Source organism: Streptomyces sp. NPDC047002 (genome assembly GCF_040704505.1).
Classification (GTDB): Bacteria; Actinomycetota; Actinomycetes; order Streptomycetales; family Streptomycetaceae; genus Streptomyces.
The window spans coordinates 116,029-133,688 of sequence record NZ_JBEYWC010000018.1 but is presented as its reverse complement, the minus strand read 5'-3'; the positions used below and the strand labels follow the sequence as shown (position 1 = coordinate 133,688).

Annotated in this window: 15 protein-coding genes, 1 rRNA gene and 1 riboswitch; of the genes, 13 read left to right on the top strand and 3 right to left on the bottom strand. The window is 71.6% G+C overall.

Annotated elements, in window-relative coordinates:
* The 11 genes from rrf to AB0910_RS18530 form a co-directional block, all read left to right on the top strand.
* Positions 1–91: ribosomal RNA gene (gene rrf / locus AB0910_RS18580) — 5S ribosomal RNA — on the top strand; the annotation flags it as partial.
* A 140-nt stretch (positions 92–231) separates the two neighbouring features.
* Positions 232–840 (top strand): CDP-alcohol phosphatidyltransferase family protein, encoded by a 609-nt coding sequence (locus tag AB0910_RS18575; protein WP_366745678.1) that lies wholly within the window; start codon positions 232–234, stop codon positions 838–840.
* 112 nt (positions 841–952) lie between these two features.
* Positions 953–3,448, top strand: a complete 2,496-nt coding sequence (locus AB0910_RS18570) for a mannose-1-phosphate guanyltransferase (RefSeq protein WP_366745677.1) — start codon at positions 953–955, stop codon at positions 3,446–3,448.
* Positions 3,449–3,556: 108 nt separating this feature from the next.
* Entirely contained in the window at positions 3,557–4,510 is a 954-nt protein-coding gene (locus tag AB0910_RS18565; protein ID WP_366745676.1) for a DUF881 domain-containing protein, read from the top strand.
* The gene (locus tag AB0910_RS18560) at positions 4,507–4,839 is read left to right on the top strand and encodes a small basic family protein (protein ID WP_345645526.1); all 333 of its coding nucleotides are present in this window, start codon (positions 4,507–4,509) and stop codon (positions 4,837–4,839) included. The genes AB0910_RS18565 and AB0910_RS18560 overlap by 4 nt, the downstream gene beginning before the upstream one ends.
* Positions 4,840–4,844: 5 nt before the next feature.
* Positions 4,845–5,627: a DUF881 domain-containing protein gene (locus tag AB0910_RS18555; protein ID WP_366745675.1), complete on the top strand. Its 783-nt coding sequence runs from the start codon at positions 4,845–4,847 to the stop codon at positions 5,625–5,627.
* Positions 5,628–5,775: 148 nt separating this feature from the next.
* The gene (locus tag AB0910_RS18550) at positions 5,776–6,642 is read left to right on the top strand and encodes an FHA domain-containing protein (RefSeq protein WP_366745681.1); all 867 of its coding nucleotides are present in this window, start codon (positions 5,776–5,778) and stop codon (positions 6,640–6,642) included.
* Positions 6,643–6,656: 14 nt separating this feature from the next.
* Positions 6,657–7,400: a MerR family transcriptional regulator gene (locus AB0910_RS18545; protein ID WP_366745674.1), complete on the top strand. Its 744-nt coding sequence runs from the start codon at positions 6,657–6,659 to the stop codon at positions 7,398–7,400.
* A gap of 53 nt (positions 7,401–7,453) precedes the next feature.
* Positions 7,454–7,927, top strand: a complete 474-nt coding sequence (locus AB0910_RS18540; protein WP_006123076.1) for a bifunctional nuclease family protein — start codon at positions 7,454–7,456, stop codon at positions 7,925–7,927.
* Between the two features lie 243 nt (positions 7,928–8,170).
* Positions 8,171–8,737 (top strand): MerR family transcriptional regulator, encoded by a 567-nt coding sequence (locus AB0910_RS18535; RefSeq protein WP_366745673.1) that lies wholly within the window; start codon positions 8,171–8,173, stop codon positions 8,735–8,737.
* A 105-nt stretch (positions 8,738–8,842) separates the two neighbouring features.
* Positions 8,843–10,231 (top strand): DNA polymerase IV, encoded by a 1,389-nt coding sequence (locus AB0910_RS18530; RefSeq protein WP_366745672.1) that lies wholly within the window; start codon positions 8,843–8,845, stop codon positions 10,229–10,231.
* Between the two features lie 65 nt (positions 10,232–10,296).
* Here the strand turns inward: AB0910_RS18530 and AB0910_RS18525 are convergent, their stop codons facing one another.
* Entirely contained in the window at positions 10,297–10,707 is a 411-nt protein-coding gene (locus AB0910_RS18525) for a PRC-barrel domain-containing protein (protein ID WP_366745671.1), read from the bottom strand.
* Positions 10,708–10,838: 131 nt separating this feature from the next.
* A riboswitch (glycine riboswitch) is annotated at positions 10,839–10,936 on the top strand.
* 187 nt (positions 10,937–11,123) lie between these two features.
* On the opposite strand from AB0910_RS18525, the gene gcvP reads away from it, so the two are divergent.
* Positions 11,124–14,018 carry an aminomethyl-transferring glycine dehydrogenase gene (gcvP, locus tag AB0910_RS18520; protein WP_366745670.1) on the top strand — a complete coding sequence of 965 codons (2,895 nt, stop codon included), beginning with the start codon at positions 11,124–11,126 and terminating at the stop codon, positions 14,016–14,018.
* A gap of 112 nt (positions 14,019–14,130) precedes the next feature.
* Here gcvP and AB0910_RS18515 read toward each other — a convergent pair whose 3' ends face one another.
* Both AB0910_RS18515 and AB0910_RS18510 read right to left on the bottom strand, forming a co-directional pair.
* On the bottom strand, positions 14,131–14,328 hold the full coding sequence (locus AB0910_RS18515) for a DUF5999 family protein (RefSeq protein ID WP_366745669.1): 198 nt from the start codon (positions 14,326–14,328) through the stop codon (positions 14,131–14,133).
* Positions 14,329–14,687: 359 nt separating this feature from the next.
* Positions 14,688–15,302: a hypothetical protein gene (locus AB0910_RS18510; protein WP_366745668.1), complete on the bottom strand. Its 615-nt coding sequence runs from the start codon at positions 15,300–15,302 to the stop codon at positions 14,688–14,690.
* A 757-nt stretch (positions 15,303–16,059) separates the two neighbouring features.
* On the opposite strand from AB0910_RS18510, the gene AB0910_RS18505 reads away from it, so the two are divergent.
* On the top strand, positions 16,060–17,592 hold the full coding sequence (locus tag AB0910_RS18505) for a glutamate--cysteine ligase (RefSeq protein WP_366745667.1): 1,533 nt from the start codon (positions 16,060–16,062) through the stop codon (positions 17,590–17,592).
* Positions 17,593–17,660: the final 68 nt, after the last annotated feature.

Genomic DNA, 17,660 nt, shown 5'->3' with positions numbered 1-17,660 from the left:
GCCCGGTTACATTCCGAACCCGGAAGCTAAGCCTTATTGCGCCGATGGTACTGCAAGGGGGACCTTGTGGGAGAGTAGGTCGCCGCCGAACAATTATTGAATAAAGAGGGAGGGCCCGCGCCGGGTGGTGCGGGCCCTTTCTGCGTTGTACCAGCCCCCGTCGCCATGGGCGGCCACCCTGCGGGTAGGGTCAGGTGGCATCGTCAGATCGTTCCCACAGGAGGCCCCCGGGTGGAGGTCCAGGAGACCCGCGTACAGACGGACCGGGTGCTCACCGTCCCGAACATTCTCAGCATGGCTCGCCTGGTCGGCGTACCGGTGTTCCTGTGGTTGATCCTCCGGCCGGAGTTCGGACAGTCCAAGGCCGACGGCTGGGCGCTGCTCGTGCTCGCGTTCAGCGGCGTCAGCGACTACCTCGACGGCAAGCTCGCCCGGCGCTGGAACCAGATCAGCAGCCTGGGGCGGCTCCTCGACCCCGCCGCCGACCGGCTCTACATTCTCTCGACCCTCGTCGGGCTTACCTGGCGGGACATCCTGCCGCTGTGGCTCACCGCCGTACTTTTGGCGCGCGAGCTGATGCTCCTCGTCATGGTGGGCATTCTCCGCAGGCACGGCTATCCGCCGCCCCAGGTGAACTTCCTGGGGAAGGCGGCTACCTTCAACTTGATGTACGCCTTCCCGCTGCTGTTGCTCAGTGACGGAAGTGGGTGGCTTGCGTCACTCGCCGAAGTTTTCGGATGGGCGTTCGCAGGATGGGGTACAACCCTCTATTGGTGGGCAGGGATTCTGTACGTGGTCCAGGTCCGCCGGCTTGTCAGCGCAGACGCGGTGACCGGCTGATCCCGTCACAGTGGCCTTGCAGCGTCGCAGAGCCGCCCGCCTGACGCCAGGCCCGGTGAGCCCTGACGGGTGAAGTCGGCGAGATCGTCTCTTCGAGGAGGACGCTTCCGACATGAAGGCCGTCGTAATGGCCGGTGGTGAAGGTACTCGGCTTCGCCCCATGACCTCAAGCATGCCCAAGCCGCTCCTGCCGGTGGCCAACCGGCCGATCATGGAGCACGTGCTGAGGTTGCTCAAGCGCCATGGACTGACCGAGACCGTGGTGACCGTGCAGTTCCTCGCGTCACTCGTCAAGAATTACTTCGGTGACGGCGAGGAACTGGGCATGGAGCTCAGCTACGCCAACGAGGAAAAGCCGCTCGGCACCGCCGGCAGCGTGAAGAACGCGGAGGCGGCCCTCAAGGACGACGCCTTCCTCGTCATCTCCGGCGATGCACTCACCGACTTCGACCTGACCGACCTCATCGCCTTCCACAAGGAAAAGGGCGCCCTCGTCACCGTGTGCCTCACGCGGGTCCCGAATCCGTTGGAATTCGGCATCACGATCGTGGACGAGGAAGGGAAGGTCGAGCGCTTCCTGGAGAAGCCGACCTGGGGCCAGGTCTTCTCCGACACGGTGAACACCGGGATCTACGTGATGGAGCCCGAGGTCTTCGACTATGTCGAGGCCGATGTTTCCGTCGACTGGTCGGGCGACGTCTTCCCGCAGCTCATGAAGGAGGGCAAGCCGATCTACGGCTACGTCGCCGAGGGCTACTGGGAGGACGTGGGCACCCACGAGAGCTACCAGAAGGCGCAGGCCGACGTCCTGGAGGGCAAGGTCGACGTCGAGATCGACGGCTTCGAGATCTCGCCCGGCGTCTGGGTCGCCGAGGGCGCCGAGGTCCACCCCGACGCGGTACTGCGCGGGCCCCTGTACATCGGGGACTACGCGAAGGTCGAGGCCGGCGCCGAGATCCGGGAGCACACGGTCATCGGCTCCAACGTGGTCGTGAAGTCCGGTGCCTTCGTCCACCGGTCCGTCGTCCACGACAACGTCTACATCGGCCAGCAGTGCAACCTCCGGGGCTGCGTCATCGGCAAGAACACCGACGTCATGCGGGCCGCGAGAATCGACGACGGCGCGGTCATCGGCGACGAGTGCCTGGTCGGCGAGGAGTCGATCATCCAGGGCAATGTCCGCGTCTACCCGTTCAAGACGATCGAGGCAGGCGCGTTCGTCAACACGTCGGTGATCTGGGAGTCGCGAGGACAGGCGAATCTGTTCGGCGCGAGGGGCGTCTCCGGCATCCTGAATGTGGAGATCACCCCGGAGCTGGCCGTACGGCTCGCCGGGGCGTACGCCACGACGCTGAAGAAGGGCTCCACGGTCACCACGGCCCGTGACCACTCGCGTGGTGCGCGCGCCCTCAAGCGGGCCGTGATCTCGTCGCTCCAGTCCAGCGCCATCGACGTGCGCGACCTGGAGAACGTGCCCCTGCCGGTCGCCAGGCAGCAGACAGCGCGCGGCAGCGCGGGCGGCATCATGATCCGTACGACGCCGGGTGTGCCGGACTCCGTCGACATCATGTTCTTCGACGAGCGGGGCGCCGACCTCTCCCAGGCGAAGCAGCGCAAGCTCGACCGGGTCTACGCGCGCCAGGAGTACCGCAGGGCGTTCCCCGGCGAGATCGGCGACCTCCAGTTCCCGTCCAGCGTCTTCGACTCGTACACCGGTGCGCTGCTGCGCAGCGTCGACACGACGGGCATCGCCGAGGCCAACCTCAAGGTCGTCGTCGACGCGTCGAACGGCAGCGCGGGGCTCGTCCTGCCCAGCCTGCTCGGCCGGCTCGGCGTCGACTCGCTGACCATCAACCCGGGCCTCGACGAGTCCAGGCCCACGGAGACCCCCGAGTCCCGCAGGTCCGGGCTCGTACGGCTCGGTGAGATCGTGGCGTCGGCGCGGGCCGCTTTCGGTGTGCGCTTCGACCCCGTCGGTGAGCGACTTTCCCTCGTGGACGAGCGAGGCAAGATCATCGAGGACGACCGGGCGCTGCTCGTCCTGCTCGACCTGGTCGCCTCCGAGCGGCGCAGCGGCCGCGTCGCGCTGCCGGTGACGACGACGCGGATCGCCGAGCAGGTCGCCGCGTACCACGGCACCCAGGTCGAGTGGACGACGACGTCGCCCGACGACCTGACGCGGGTGGGCCGCGAGGAGACCACGATCTTCGGCGGCGATGGCAGGGGCGCCTTCCTGGTGCCGGAGTTCAGCAGCGTGCTGGACGGCTCCGCGGCGTTCGTGCGGCTGATCGGCCTGGTGGCGCGTACGCAGCTCACCCTCAGCCAGATCGACGCGCGCATCCCGCGGGCCCACGTCCTGCGGCGCGACCTGGCGACACCGTGGGCCGTCAAGGGCCTTGTGATGCGGACTGTCGTGGAGGCCGCAGCCGACCGGCAGGTGGACATCACGGACGGCGTGCGGGTCGTGGAGGCCGACGGGCGGTGGGTGATGGTGCTGCCCGACCCGGCGGAGGCCGTCACGCACCTGTGGGCCGAGGGACCGGACGACGCGTCCGCGCAGGCCCTGCTCGACGAGTGGTCGACCATCGTGGACAGCGCAGGGCACTGACCGCCCGCCTGCAGCCGCTGCCGACCGGCCGGCGTCCACGGACGCGGGCCGGTCCGCTGTGCGGGGCCGTGTCGGTGGCGGGCGCGGCGACATGCGACGATGTGCGGCATGCCGCAGCAGTCCCCCACACGGAGCACCGAAGCGGGGCGCCCGCGTCCCGACGCTTCGATGTCGCTGCTGACCAACGTGATGGACCACAGCCTCGACGACGGGTACGCCGAGGCGGCGGCGCGCAAGCGCGCGGGGGACGGCGCTCTGCCGCGCACCCTGCGGGCCAAGCTCTGGCTCGGCGGCGGCCTCGTGCTGGCCGCGCTCGTGGTCACCCTGGGCGCCGCGCAGACCCGCCACGCGGCGCCGGTCGTGGCCAAGGAGCGCCAGGAGCTGATCGACCGGGTCGGCAGCGAGACCCGGCACGCCGACTCGCTGGAGCGTGAGGTGGACGGGCTGCGGGCGGACGTCGGCCGCCGCCAGCAGGCCGCGCTGCAACAACACGGTGGCGCCTCAGGACAGTTGGTGTCGCTGCTGGCTGGTGCTACCGCGGTGCACGGGCCCGGCGTGAAACTCGTCGTGGACGACGCCAAGGACTCGGTGTCGGGCGGCGACGGCGGCCCGCGCGAGAACGACGACTTCTCCGACACGGGCCGGGTGCGCGACCACGACCTGCAGCGCGTCGTGAACGGCCTCTGGTCGTCGGGTGCCGAGGCCGTCTCCGTCAACGACCAGCGGCTCACGGCGCTTTCTGCCATCAGGGCAGCGGGGGACGCCATACTGGTCGACAACAGGCCACTGGTGCCGCCGTACACGGTGCTCGCCGTGGGGGACGGCGCGAAGCTCGCCTCCGCCTTCCGCGGCAGCGCAGACGGCAGGTATCTGGCGTCGCTCAAGAGCGACTTCGGCATCCGCACGTCCCTGTCCGCGCAGGACGACGTGCGGCTGCCCGCAGCGCCGAGCCTGATCGTGAGGACCGCGGAGCCGGTGCCGTCCGGCGGAGGTTCGCCGTCCGCCGCAGCGAGCCCGGGTGATGCCGGGGAGACCGGGAAGACAGGGAAGGGCACATCGTGATCGCCGTACTTGGCCTCGTCATAGGAGTCGTGGTCGGGCTGTTCGTCCGGCCCGAAGTACCGGCGGTGGTCGAGCCCTACCTGCCGATCGCCGTCGTCGCCGCGCTCGACGCGGTCTTCGGCGGCCTGCGCGCCATGCTCGACGGCATCTTCGTGGACAAGGTGTTCGTGGTGTCGTTCCTGTCCAACGTGGTGGTGGCCGCGCTGATCGTGTTCCTCGGCGACAAGCTCGGCGTCGGGGCGCAGCTGTCCACCGGCGTCGTCGTCGTGCTCGGCATCCGGATCTTCTCCAACGCCGCGGCGATCCGCCGGCACGTGTTCAGGGCCTGACGCCGATGAGTACCCCGCAGCCCCCGGGCGCCCAGGGCCAGGACACGCCGCCGGAGGGCAGACCGCAGGCCGCCGGCAGGCAGCGGCTCGCCGCAGGACTGTGGCCGCCGCGCGTCACCCGGGCCCAACTCACGGTCGCGGTGCTGTTGTTCGTGCTGGGCCTCGGTCTCGCCGTCCAGGTCAGGTCGCACAGCGACGACAGCGCGTTGCGCGGCGCGCGCCAGGAGGATCTTGTCCGTATCCTCGATGAACTGGACAACCGCACACAGCGTCTTGAGGACGAGAAGCAGGATCTGGTGGATCAGCGTACGGGTCTTGAGAACAGTTCGGACCAGGCGGAGGAGGCGCGCAGGCAGACGCGTGAGAAGGAGCAGCAACTCGGCATCCTCGCCGGCACGACGGCGGCGCAGGGCCCCGGGATCACCCTGACCGTGCAGGACGCGCGGCACACGGTGGAGGCCGACATGCTGCTCGACACGGTCCAGGAACTGCGGGCGGCGGGCGCCGAAGCCATCCAGGTGAACGGCGTACGCGTCGTCGCCGACACCGACTTCACGGGAACGGGGGGTGACATCGCGGTGGACGGCAAGGCCGTACGGCCTCCCTACCGGTTCACGGCGATCGGCCGTCCCCAGGACCTGGAGCCGGCGCTCAACATCCCGGGCGGAGTGGTGCAGACATTGGAGAAGGAGCAGGCCACGGCCACCGTGACCGGCTCGTCGAAGGTGGTCGTGGACGCCTTGCGACCGGCGAAGCAGCCTGGCTACGCTCGGTCGTCCTCCCGGTGACGCGGGGGTGCATGGCGCAGGTGCCGCGCGGGCAAGAGGTTGCGGGGGGTCGACGCACGATCAGCGTGATGTGTGGTGGAAACTGTCCGGTGTATGCGGACACTGTCAAGATGTCCGGGTCGGCAGGCGTGTTCAGTGAGATGTCGTCCTGCCCCACGGGCGGGTCTGTTTCGGTCAAGGGGAATCGCCCGTGAATTGGTTTGCGAAGTTGTTCGGCAAGAAGACGCGCGAGGAGGGCGGCAGCGCCCGTCACCGTGCGTCGCGGCAGGGGCAGGACGAGGAGCAGGGCGGCGGCCGGCCCCTCTTCCGCGACGAGGTGGGCGGTCCCGCGGGCACCGGCGCGTCGTCTGTTGACCCTGCTGGGCAAGGCCGCATAGGTTTCGGGGAACCGTCAACCTCAAGTACGAGTGGAGACTTTCCCACGGCCTCGTTCGCGACCGATCCTCGGGCGGGGCAGCCACGGCAGGAGGACCCCGCCATGTCGGCCCTGGTTTGCTCAAGATGCGGGCATCGGAACGCCGAGGCCAGCCGTTTCTGCTCGAACTGCGGCGCACCGCTGCGCGCCGGTGTGCCGAGTGAGCGCGCCTCCGAGACGACGTCCACGATCTCCATCTCCGGTCTCGAGGCGTACGACCCGGAGACCACCGGGCAGACGCAGCTGCCCACGCTCAGCCCCGAGGCCCAGGCGGCCGTCGAGGCGCTCCCGTTCGGCTCGGCGCTGCTGATCGTCCGCAGGGGCCCCAACTCGGGCAGCCGCTTCCTGCTGGACGGCGAGCTGACGACGGCGGGACGCCATCCGCAGAGCGACATCTTCCTGGACGACGTGACGGTCTCGCGCCGCCACGTGGAGTTCCGCAGGGGTACCGACGGGCTGTTCACCGTCTCCGACGTCGGCAGCCTCAACGGCACCTACGTCAACCGTGAGCGGATCGACTCGGTCCTGCTGGCGAACGGCGACGAGGTCCAGATCGGCAAGTACCGACTGGTCTTCTACGCGAGCCAGCGGGGCGTGTGACCCCCGGAGGGCACGTGTTGCGTACACCGAAGGGCGGTGCCGACCGCGGCACCGCCCCGGCGGCCGAGCCGCTGGTGAGCATCGGAGCGGTGCTCGTGCGGCTGCGCGACGAGTTCCCCGAGGTCACGATCTCGAAGATCCGCTTCCTTGAGGCCGAAGGGCTGGTGGAGCCGCGCAGGACCCCGTCCGGGTACCGCAAGTTCAGCTCCCAGGACGTCGAGCGGCTCGCCCTGGTGCTGCGCATGCAGCGGGACCACTATCTTCCCCTGAAGGTCATCAAGGAGCATCTGGAGGCCCTCGGGCGCGGCGAGCAGGTGGCGCTGCCCGGGCCCCAGCGGGACCGCGACACGTGGTCCGTGGCCGCGGTCCCCGAGCAGGAGGGGCCGACGGCCGCCCGGGTGGGGCGCGCCGAGCTGCTCGCCGCGCTCGAGGTGCCGGCGGACGACCTCGACGAGTGGGAGTCGTACGGGCTGATCGCGGCGCAGCCCGACGGCAGCTACGACGCGGACACCGTCCAGGTGGCCCGGCTGGTGGCGGATCTCGGCCGTTTCGGCCTCGAACCCCGCCATCTGCGGATCATGAAAGCGGCCGCCGAGCGCGAGGCCGGGCTGGTCGAGCAGGTCGTCGCGCCGCTGCGCCGGCACCGTAATCCGCAGACCAGGGCCCATGCGGAGGCCACCACCCGGGAGCTTGCCGGGCTCTCCGTACGGCTGCACGCGGCCCTGGTGCGCACCGCGCTCCATGGCCGGCTGCACTGATCCCGACGGTGCCCGACTACCCAAACCCGCACGGCACGTCCTAGGGTTGCTGTGTGAACGAGCTCGACGTTGTGGGTGTCCGGGTGGAAATGCCCTCCAACCAGCCGATCGTGCTCCTGCGCGAAGTGGGAGGCGATCGGTACCTCCCCATCTGGATCGGACCTGGGGAGGCCACCGCCATTGCCTTCGCACAGCAGGGCATGGCACCGGCGAGACCGCTGACGCACGACCTTTTCAAGGATGTCCTCGAAGCGGTGGGCCAGGAGCTCACGGAAGTACGCATCACGGACCTCCGCGAAGGGGTCTTCTACGCGGAACTGGTCTTCGCCAGCGGAGTCGAGGTGAGTGCGCGGCCGTCCGACGCCATAGCGCTCGCCCTGCGCACGGGAACGCCGATCTACGGCAGCGACGGTGTCCTTGACGACGCCGGGATCGCGATCCCCGACGAACAGGAGGACGAGGTGGAGAAGTTCCGCGAGTTCCTCGACCAGATCTCGCCGGAGGACTTCGGGACGAACAGCCAGTGAGGTGCCGGTCGGCGCACCGGCGGCCAACTCGGCCGCGCGGGGCGCCGATCCGGTGGCCGGAGGGCCGCGGAGGAGCGGCTATCATGCTCTGGCGCAGACAATTCGAGGAGCCATTCCCCGGAACGGGGCACGCTAAACCACCCTCAGGGTGATTATCACTCGGCGTGGCGAGTGCGGCGATCGTTGACGCACCCCGAGTGACTGCCTACCGTCGTGAAGGCAGGTCAAGGACGGAGGGTCGGCGTGAGAAGCAGCGGCGACGGTACGACGGCGAGCGCGTACCGGCTTCACGGCAGTTCGGTCGACCCCACGCACGAGAGTGTCGGGTACCGCGGGCCCACGGCCTGCGCGGCGGCCGGTATCACCTACCGCCAGTTGGACTACTGGGCGCGCACCGGCCTGGTCGAGCCCAGCGTGCGGCCCGCCTACGGCTCGGGCACGCAGCGCCTCTACGGCTTCCGCGACGTCGTCGTGCTGAAGATCGTCAAGCGTTTCCTCGACACGGGCGTGGCCCTCCAGAACATCCGGGCGGCCGTCCAGCACCTGCGGGACCGCGGCTTCAAGGACCTGGACCGGATGACGCTCATGTGCGACGGCGCGACCGTCCACGAGTGCACGTCGCCCGACGAGGTCGTCTCGCTGCTCCAGTGCGGTCAGGGCGTCTTCGGGATCGCCGTGGGCGTGGTGTGGCGGGACGTGGAGGCGGCGCTCTCGCAGCTGCACGGCGAGCGTGTCGACACCGGCGAGACCCTGGTCGGCAACAACCCGGCGGACGAGCTGGCGCGCAGGCGCCGGGACCGGGCGGTCTGACCCGGACTGTCCGAACCGGCGCCGTCCGGCCCGGGGACGGCCCCGGCCCGAGGGCCGCGTGTCCGTCGGACGCCGTTGTCGGACCCGTGCGGCAGCATCGGGGGTATGAGACGCGCGCCGACCATCCTCCACCTGGACATGGACGCGTTCTATGCCTCGGTGGAGCAGGCGTCCAAGCCGAGCCTGCGGGGCAAGGCAGTCGTCGTGGGCGGGCTCGGGCCGCGTGGCGTGGTGGCGACGGCCTCGTACGAGGCGCGGCGGTTCGGCGTCCACTCGGCGATGCCGATGGCGCAGGCCAGGCGGCTCGCGCCGCACGCCGCGTATCTGGTGCCGCGCTTCACGCTCTACCGCGCGATCAGCGGGCAGGTGATGGAGCTGCTGGGGCGCCTCTCGCCGCTCGTGGAGCCGCTCAGCCTCGATGAGGCGTTCGTGGACCTGGAGGCAGGCGGCACGGCCTGGGACAGCGCCTCGGCGCGGGCCACGGGGGAGCGGCTGCGGGCGGACATCAGGGCGGTGACGGGGCTGAGCGGTTCTGTGGGGCTCGCCGGCTCCAAGATGCTCGCGAAGATCGGCTCGGAGGAGGCCAAGCCCGACGGCCTCGTGGTCATCGAGCCCGGCACGGAGCGCGGGCTGCTCGGGCCGATGCCGGTGCGCACGCTGCCCGGCGTGGGGCCCGCGACGGGCGACCACCTGCGGCGCGCGGGCATGACGACGGTGGCGCACCTCGCCGAGGCCGGCGAGGACGAGCTGGTGCGTCTTGTGGGCAGGGCGCACGGCCTGTCGCTGTACCGGATGGCGCTCGGCCTGGACGAGCGGCCCGTCGTCTCCGACCGGGACGCCAAGTCGGTCTCCGTGGAGGACACCTTCGACGTCGACCTGCACGACCGGGTGCGGGTGCGCGCCGAGGTGGACCGGCTCGCCGAGCGCTGCGTGCAGCGGCTGCGGGCCGCCGGCAGGTCCGGCAGGACGGTGGTGCTGAAGGTCCGCAGGTACGACTTCTCGACGCTGACGCGCTCCGAGACGCTGCGCGGGCCCACGGACGACGTCTCGGTGGTGCGGGAGGCCGCGGGGCGGCTGCTCGACGCCGTGGACACCACGGGCGGCGTGCGGCTGCTGGGGGTGGGCGTCACTGGGCTCGCCGACTTCACCCAGGAGGACCTGTTCGCGCAGGCGGGCCCGGGGGCCGCGATGGACGCGCCGGCCGCCCTGCCCGACGAGCCCGCCGCGGCGGCGGAGCCGCCGCCGCAGACCCCGCAGGAGCCGGCGGCTACGGCCCGCAGGGAGCGGCGCTACCAGGCGGGACACGACGTGCGCCACGCCGAGTACGGGCCGGGATGGGTGCAGGGCAGCGGGGCGCGCCGGGTCACGGTGCGCTTCGAGGAGCCGGGCTCGGCGGTGGGGCGGGTGCGGACGTTCTGGCTGGACGACCCGGACCTGGAGCCGTCGGATCCGCTGCCGCTTGTGCCCGGGGACGGCCGGGAGGCGAGCGGCTAGCGGCCGCAGGGAGGCGCGGGCCGGAAAGGCGTGGGAGCCGGGGGCCGGGTGCCGGGGAGGGGCGGTCAGTCCTCCTGGCCGGCGACCCGGCCGAAGTCGCGTTCCGCGTCCCGGTCGGAGAGGGAGGCCGGGTGCTCGGGCGGGGCGGCGGGCGGCAGTTCGAGGCCGTAGTGGTGGTAGAGCTGCAGCTCCTGCTCGGGGGAGAGGTGGCGGCCCACGCCGAAGTCCGGGGCGTCCTTGATGAGGGAGCGCTCGAAGGGGACCCGCAGGGTGTTGTCCTCAAGGCTGCTGGGTTCGAGGGGGACGAACGCGTCCCTGCTGAACAGGCCCGTGCGGACGGCGGCCCACTCGGGGAGCCCGGTGGCGTCGTCCAGGTAGACCTCGTCCACCGTGCCGATCTTGTGCCCCGCGCTGTCGAACGCCTTGCGGCCGATCAGACTGCGCGGATCGATGTCGGTCTCCACGGTGCCTCCCATAGGTCGCATCTGAAGCAAATACTACAAAAAGGTGCCTCTGGTGGCGCGCCCGGCGGGCGCCGGGAGGGGGTGGGCGTGAGGCAGCGCACCAGGGCCGGAGGCGACTGCGCTGGTAGGCTGGCAGAGGCCACTGACCCCGCGCGGGAGAGTCCTCCGGCAGCCCGCCGGAGGCGCCGAAGGAGCAAATCCTCCCCGGAATCTCTCAGGCATCCCGTACCGCGCGGACGAGGTCACTCTGGAAAGCAGGACGGGCGCCGACGGCTTCCGCCCTCACCGACGGTGAAAACCGTCCCGCGGCGCGCCGCGCGGGGCAGGTGAAGCTCTCAGGTCCATGACAGAGGGGGAGGCCGTCCGGGTACCGCTCGCCGCCGAGCGGAGCCCCACGCAGGTCGCGCCGACCAGGAGGCCCTCCGCACATGACCGCCCACCGCAAGACGCTCGCACAGCTGGAGCGCGGCATCCCCTTCGAAGCCCGCCACATCGGACCCGACGCGGCGGCCCAGGCCAAGATGCTCGCCCAGATCGGCTACGGGTCGCTGGACGAGCTGACCTCCGCAGCCGTCCCCGACGTGATCAGGAGCGCCGACGCGCTGAACCTGCCGGGCGCCCGTACCGAGGCCGAGGTGCTGGCCGAGCTGCGCTCGCTCGCCGACCGCAACCAGGTGCTCGCGCCGATGATCGGGCTCGGCTACTACGGCACGTACACGCCGCCGGTGATCCTGCGCAACGTGCTGGAGAACCCGGCCTGGTACACCGCCTACACCCCGTACCAGCCGGAGATCTCGCAGGGGCGCCTCGAGGCGCTGCTCAACTTCCAGACGATGGTCGCCGATCTGACGGGGCTGCCCACCTCGGGCGCCTCGCTCCTCGACGAGGGCACCGCGGCTGCCGAGGCGATGGCCCTCGCGCGCCGTGTCGGCAAGGTCAAGGAGGGCGTCTTCCTGGTCGACGCCGACGCCCTGCCCCAGACCGTCGCCGTGATCCGAACGCGCGCGGAACCCACCGGCGTCGAGGTCGTCGTGGCGGACCTGGGCGACGGCATCCCCGCCGAGGTCGCCGAGCGCGGCGTCTTCGGCGTCCTGCTCCAGTACCCGGGCGCGTCGGGCGCCGTGCGCGACCCGCGGCGCGTGATCGAGCAGGCCCACGAGCTCGGCGCGATCGTCACCGTCTCCGCCGACCTGCTCGCCCTCACCCTGCTCACCCCGCCGGGCGATCTCGGCGCCGACATCGCGGTCGGCACCACCCAGCGCTTCGGCGTCCCCATGGGCTTCGGCGGGCCGCACGCCGGCTACATGGCCGTCCGTGAGAAGTTCGCCCGCAGCCTGCCGGGGCGCCTCGTCGGCGTCTCCGTGGACGCCGACGGGGAAAAGGCGTACCGGCTCGCCCTCCAGACCCGCGAGCAGCACATCCGCCGCGAGAAGGCCACCAGCAACATCTGCACCGCGCAGGTGCTGCTCGCCGTCATGGCCGGCATGTACGCCGTCTACCACGGGCCCGACGGGCTGCGCGACATCGCGCGCCGCACCCACAGGTACGCCGCCGTCCTCGCCGCAGGTCTGCGGGCCGGCGGCGTCGAGGTCACCGAGGACGCCTACTTCGACACGCTCACCCTGCGCGTGCCCGGCCGGGCCGCCGAGGTCGTGGCGGCGGCCCGCGAGGGCGGCGTCAACCTGCGGCTCGTCGACGCCGACCACGTCTCCGCGGCCTGCGACGAGACCACGGGCCGCGCCCAGCTGGTCGCCGTGTGGAGTGCCTTCGGCGTGCCGGGCGGCGCCGAGCACATCGAGGCGCTGGACGCCGAGGCGGCCGACGCGCTGCCCGAAGCCCTGCTGCGCACCGGCGAGTACCTCACCCACCCGGTCTTCCACAACCACCGCTCCGAGACGTCCATGCTGCGCTACCTGCGCCGGCTCTCGGACCGGGACTACGCGCTCGACCGCGGCATGATCCCGCTCGGCTCCTGCACCATGAAGCTCAACGGCACCACCGAGATGGAGCCCGTCACCTGGCCCGAGTTCGGCGCGCTGCACCCCTTCGCGCCGATCGAGCAGGCACAGGGCTACCTCACCCTCGTCCGGGAGCTGGAGGAGCGCCTCGCCGAGGTCACCGGCTACGACGCGGTGTCGCTCCAGCCCAACGCGGGCTCCCAGGGCGAGCTCGCGGGCCTGCTCGCGGTCCGCGCCTACCACCGGGCCAACGGCGACACGCACCGCACCGTCTGCCTGATCCCGTCCTCCGCGCACGGCACCAACGCGGCCAGCGCCGTCATGGCGGGCATGAAGGTCGTCGTCGTGAAGACCAGCGAGTCCGGCGACGTCGACGTCGAGGACCTGCGCGCCAAGATCGGGCAGCACGGCGACGAGCTGGCCGTCCTCATGGTCACCTACCCGTCCACGCACGGCGTGTTCGAGGAGCAGATCGGCGACGTGTGCGCCGCCGTGCACGACGCGGGCGGCCAGGTCTACGTCGACGGCGCCAACCTCAACGCCCTGGTGGGCCTCGCCAAGCCGGGCCGCTTCGGCTCGGACGTCTCCCACCTCAACCTGCACAAGACGTTCTGCATCCCGCACGGCGGCGGCGGCCCCGGCGTCGGCCCGATCGGCGTGCGCGCGCACCTCGCGCCGTACCTGCCCAACCACCCGCTCCAGAGCGCCGCGGGCCCCGAGACCGGTGTCGGGCCCGTGTCGGCCGCGCCGTGGGGCTCCGCCGGCATCCTGCCGATCTCCTGGGCGTACGTGCGGCTCATGGGCGGCGAGGGCCTGGCCCGCGCCACCCAGGTCGCGGTGCTCGCGGCGAACTACGTCGCCAAGCGCCTCGAACCCCACTACCCGGTGCTCTACACGGGCCCCGGCGGGCTGGTCGCCCACGAGTGCATCGTCGACCTGCGGCCGCTGACCAAGGCGACCGGCGTCAGCGTCGACGACATCGCCAAGCGCCTGATCGACTACGGGTTCCACGCGCCGACCATGTCGTTCCCTGTCGCGGGGACGCTGATGATCGAGCCGACCGAGAGCGAGGACCTCGCGGAGCTGGACCGGTTCTGCGCCGCGATGATCGCGATCCGCGCGGAGATCGAGAAGGTCGCGACGGGCGAGTGGAGCACGGACGACAACCCGCTGCGCAACGCGCCGCACACGGCGGCCGCACTCGGCGGCGACTGGCCGCACCCCTACAGCAGGCAGACCGCGGTCTTCCCGCCCGGCGTCTCGGCGGCGGACAAGTACTGGCCCCCGGTGCGGCGCATCGACGGCGCGTTCGGCGACCGCAACCTGGTCTGCTCGTGCCCGCCGCTCGACGCCTACGAGCACTGAGCGCGGCGGGCGCGCGGCCGTGATCCGCGCGCCCCTGGGCACACCACAGGGTCAGGCCCCGAGCATCTGCTCGGGGCCGGACCCTGTGCCGTACGCGCCGCGGGCCGGCGGCTCAGGCGGCCGCCGCGGCCCTCGGCGTACGGTGCGGCGCGACGACCCGCCCGTCCGGCAGCAGTTCGCCGGTGTCCTCGAACAGGACGACTCCGTTGCACAGCAGGCTCCACCCCTGCTCGGGGTGGCTCACCAGGGGGCGGGCCGCCTCGCGGTCGGCCGAGTGGGCGCTGGGGCAGGCTGGTTGGTGGCGGCACATGGGCGGGTTCCCTCGCGTGGTGGTTGCTGCTGTGGCGCTCCGGGACGCGGCGTCCCGTCCGCGGGCGGGCGGTGGGGCGGCGCCCCCGGGTGGGGCGGCGTCGGGTGTCGAGCGCGGTGCGCGATGCATGGACTGCCCCCGTCTCTCTCGTCAGGACCCCGCCAGTCTGGTCCCGCGAGGGGCGCGGCGCGGGGATTTCCCCGCAGCACGCCGCACCGGCCCCCGGGGTGTCACCCGGTCGGCCGCTCGGCCCAACTGGGCCGTGCCGGACACCCGTTGGTGCCGACGTGCCGCCCGCGCACGTGCGACGCCCCGCGGCCGGACCGGCCGCGGGGCGTCAGAAGCCGCTGCGTCGCAGGTCAGGCGGGGGTACCCAGCAGGGGCGCGGGAGCGAGCCGCAGCCGGATCACCGGAAGGAGCTCAGCGGCCCGGTGCGGCCGGTGCGCGGCGAAGCCGGGAGGCGCGGGCGCCAGCGGCACCAGCAGGTCCGCCGGGTCCACCGCGCCGGTCGCCGGGTCGGCCTCCGTGTCCCCGTGCAGCCACAGCGTCAGCATGTAGAGACCCGGCACGGACAGCAGCCGCGGCTGGTACCCCGTCGTCAGCACCTCGGCCTGCCGCAGGGCCCGCTCGGTCGCCGTGACGTAGGGGCCCTCGAAGAAGCGGGAGAAGGCCCAGCCGTCTGCCGTGAGCATCGTGTCGGCGGCGGCGACGAGCCGGTCCCCGGCGCGGACGGCGAAGCGCCAGCCCGTCAGGCGGGTGTGCGGGGCGGGCTCCGAGCCGTCGAGCGGGTCGGGCGCGGTGAGGACCGCGGGTGCGTCCAGCACATGGAGCGGCAGCGGGAGTTCGGGGCTCAGCGCGCCACCGGCCGACCGCAGGGCCGGGGTCGGGGCCTCCCGGACGGCGGTGGGGGAGCCGAGGGCGGTGAGAAGGCTGCGCAGGGCGGGTGCGGGTACCGGAGGGACATGCAGCGGCATGGTGGGTTGCCTCTCGCTCAGGAGACAGGGTGCAGCGCGGGTGCGGAGGGAGGTGCGGACGGCTCTGTCGGCGTGCGGACTCGGAAGGGTGGCCCGGGGGCCTGGGCCTTGCGCCCGCTTTCCACCTCGTCCGCGAAGTTTATACGACGCGTGTTCACACGATGTTTCTTCTAGCTGTCGTGACTATTGCGGGCAAGCCACTATCCGGCCCTGCTCGTGCGGCCCTTTGCTGGAGGAATTTCGAACACACTCCGCCCGGCCTGCGATGATGTGCCTCCGTCGGACGGCCGAAAGAAGTCCAGCATTTTTGCGTCACATTGTGTACCGTGCGGCCGTCCATGCCGTCTGTCGTATGTCGAAGGCACATGCTCCGCGCGTACGGCTGCCGCCGGGCCCGTCCCCCGCCCCCGCGTCTGTGTGCCGCCTGGTCCAACCGTATGCCGGAAAGGCGCGTTGCGGGGCCGGAACGCGGAAGACGGACGGCGCCGCCGCGGCGGGCCCCGACGCCCGGCGCTGGAATGCGGCGGGGTGTGCCGGGGCGGGGAAATATGTGGGCACAGGCCCCTGGCACGGGTGCACGGCAGGTGCCGGACCGCGTGTTGCCCCCGCCCGATGCGCCGTCCCCGGGGTGTCCTGGGGACGCTCCCCGCGGTGTGCGCTGGACGTTCGCCGGACGTTAGGGATCACTTCGCGGGGGCATCATCGAGCGAGGCGCGCGCACCGGCTGCGGGCCGTCCACGCCGAGGAGGACACGTCGATGGGTGAGAAGGTCGAAGCGGCGAGCTTTGATCTCGCCGGCCGCGAGCAGTACCGCAAGAGGCTCAGGCAGTGCCTCTCGGTGTTCGGGAGGCTGCTCGCCGAGAAGCGGTTCGACAAGCCCAGGAATCTGATGGGCCTGGAGATCGAGCTGAATCTCGCGGGCTCCGACGGCCTGCCCAGGATGATGAACCACGAGGTCCTCAGCCGTATCGCGAGCCGGGATTTCCAGACCGAACTCGGGATGTTCAACCTGGAAGTGAATATCGCGCCGCACCGGCTGAACGGACGGGTTCTCGACCAGCTCGCGGAGGAACTGCGCGCGGGGCTCGGATACGCGCACCGCAAAGCCGAGGAGGTGGACGCGGGCATCGTGATGATCGGCATTCTGCCGACTCTCGGCCACCACGACGTCGGGTCGGGAAGCCTGTCGGCCGTCGACCGCTACACCCTGCTCAACGACCAGATGCGGGCCGCGCGCGGCGAGGACTTCCGCCTCGACATCGAGGGCGTCGAGCGGCTGGTCGCCACCTCGCCCTCGATCACCCCGGAGGCCGCATGCACCTCCGTGCAGCTCCACCTCCAGGTCACCCAGGAGCGGTTCGCCGACGTGTGGAACGCGGCGCAGGCCGTCGCCGCCGTGCAGATCGCCCTCGGCGCCAACGCGCCGTTCCTCTTCGGCAAGGAACTCTGGCACGAGTCGCGGCCCCCGCTGTTCCAGCAGGCGACCGACGTGCGGCCGCCCGAGCTCCAGGTCCAGGGCGTCCGGCCGAGGACCTGGTTCGGGGAGCGCTGGATCGACTCGCCGTACGACCTCTTCGCGGAGAACCTGCGCTACTTCCTGCCGCTGCTGCCGATCATGTCCGACGAGGACCCGCAGAAGGTGCTCGACGACGGCGGAGTGCCCGCCCTCCAGGAGCTCGCGCTGCACAACGGCACCATCTACCGCTGGAACCGGCCTGTGTACGAGGTGGCCGACGGCGTGCCGCACCTGCGGGTGGAGAACCGGGTGCTGCCCGCGGGGCCCACCGTCACCGACGTCATCGCCAACGCCGCCTTCTACTACGGGCTCGTGCGCGCGCTCGCCGACGACGCGCGCCCGGTGTGGAAGCGGATGCCGTTCGCCGCCGCCGCCGAGAACTTCGACGCCGCCTGCCGCCACGGCATCGATGCCGAGCTGCGCTGGCCCCGGCACGGCAGGTCGTCAGGGCTCGTCACCAGGCCCGCCGTCGACCTCGTACGCGAGGAGCTGCTGCCGCTCGCGGCCGCCGGGCTCGACGCGTGGCAGATCGAGCCCGCCGACCGCGACCTGTACCTGGGGGTCGTCGAGGAACGCTGCAAGCGGCGGATCAACGGGGCGTCGTGGCAGGTCGGAACGTTCCACCGGGCGCTGGACGCGGGGCTCGAACGGGACGCCGCGTTCGCCGCCACCACCCGGCGCTACTGCGAGCTGATGCACCATGGCAGCCCCGTGCACACCTGGCCCGTCGGCTTCCCGGGCCCGGACGAGTCGGGGCGCCTGCCGTCGCACTGAGCGCAGCCTGCCGCCCGGGGACACGCGCGGACCCCGGCGTCCGGGCGACGGACCGCGGCGTCCGGGCG

Bases quoted from the DNA above. Each gene is read 5' to 3' on its own strand.
- AB0910_RS18530 (WP_366745672.1), top strand. From the start codon at position 8,843: ATGAGACGCGCGCCGACCATCCTCCACCTGGACATGGACGCGTTCTAT.
- AB0910_RS18510 (WP_366745668.1), bottom strand. From the start codon at position 15,302: ATGCCGCTGCATGTCCCTCCGGTACCCGCACCCGCCCTGCGCAGCCTT.
- AB0910_RS18565 (WP_366745676.1), top strand. From the start codon at position 3,557: ATGCCGCAGCAGTCCCCCACACGGAGCACCGAAGCGGGGCGCCCGCGT.
- AB0910_RS18570 (WP_366745677.1), top strand. From the start codon at position 953: ATGAAGGCCGTCGTAATGGCCGGTGGTGAAGGTACTCGGCTTCGCCCC.
- AB0910_RS18505 (WP_366745667.1), top strand. From the start codon at position 16,060: ATGGGTGAGAAGGTCGAAGCGGCGAGCTTTGATCTCGCCGGCCGCGAG.
- AB0910_RS18555 (WP_366745675.1), top strand. From the start codon at position 4,845: ATGAGTACCCCGCAGCCCCCGGGCGCCCAGGGCCAGGACACGCCGCCG.
- AB0910_RS18515 (WP_366745669.1), bottom strand. From the start codon at position 14,328: ATGTGCCGCCACCAACCAGCCTGCCCCAGCGCCCACTCGGCCGACCGC.
- gcvP (WP_366745670.1), top strand. From the start codon at position 11,124: ATGACCGCCCACCGCAAGACGCTCGCACAGCTGGAGCGCGGCATCCCC.
- AB0910_RS18525 (WP_366745671.1), bottom strand. From the start codon at position 10,707: ATGGGAGGCACCGTGGAGACCGACATCGATCCGCGCAGTCTGATCGGC.